This window comes from Vibrio sp. Isolate30, from assembly GCF_022397975.1.
Lineage (GTDB): Bacteria > Pseudomonadota > Gammaproteobacteria > Enterobacterales > Vibrionaceae > Vibrio > Vibrio fortis.
In genome coordinates, this window is the sequence record NZ_JAKEUS010000025.1 from 1 (window position 1) to 852 (window position 852).

Here is an 852-nt window from a genome sequence, read left to right on the forward strand (position 1 = left end):
CTTCGGGAGGACGCTCACCACTTTGTGGTTCATGACTGGGGTGAAGTCGTAACAAGGTAGCCCTAGGGGAACCTGGGGCTGGATCACCTCCTTATRCGAAGATATTCACGATAAGTGTCCACACAGATTGATAYGGTTTAGAAAGTAAAAGAGACGAAGATATCCCAATATCTTCATGCAGTGTCCCGTTCGTCTAGAGGCCTAGGACACCGCCCTTTCACGGCGGTAACAGGGGTTCGACTCCCCTACGGGATACCATCTTTAAGTATTCTCCTTTGAGAGTCTTTAAAAATGGTTACTTCATTAAGAAGTGATTAGCTCTTTAACAATTTGGAAAGCTGACTGATTTAAATAACACAGTTATTTAAATCAAATTAAAAGTTCTCAATGTTTATCCTTTGGATAAACACAACACAAACACATTCAAGTGTCTTGGCTTTTTGTCTTCACTTTTTAAAAGTGAAAATAAAGAGCAAAAATTGAGTCCGGCAAACACGTAATAAGAACNAGTTATTTAAATCAAATTAAAAGTTCTCAATGTTTATCCTTTGGATAAACACAACACAAACACATTCAAGTGTCTTGGCTTTTTGTCTTCACTTTTTAAAAGTGAAAATAAAGAGCAAAAATTGAGTCCGGCAAACACGTAATAAGAAYTAACCCTTCTTGTTACAACCAAAAACCTTGGTTAGTTGCCATACATAAGACCTCTTCGGGTTGTATGGTTAAGTGACTAAGCGTACACGGTGGATGCCTTGGCAGTCAGAGGCGATGAAGGACGTATTAACTTGCGATAAGCCCAGATTAGGTAGTAAAAACCTTTTGAGTCTGGGATTTCCGAATGGGGAAACC

Annotated in this window: 1 tRNA gene and 2 rRNA genes; all 3 read left to right on the plus strand. The window is 39.4% G+C overall.

The features are described 5' to 3' along the window. Positions 1-94: ribosomal RNA gene (locus L1D60_RS23380) — 16S ribosomal RNA — on the plus strand; the annotation flags it as partial. An 88-nt stretch (positions 95-182) separates the two neighbouring features. Continuing rightward, a tRNA-Glu gene (locus tag L1D60_RS23385) sits at positions 183-258 on the plus strand. Between the two features lie 465 nt (positions 259-723). Then, positions 724-852, plus strand: a 23S ribosomal RNA gene (locus L1D60_RS23390); the annotation flags it as partial.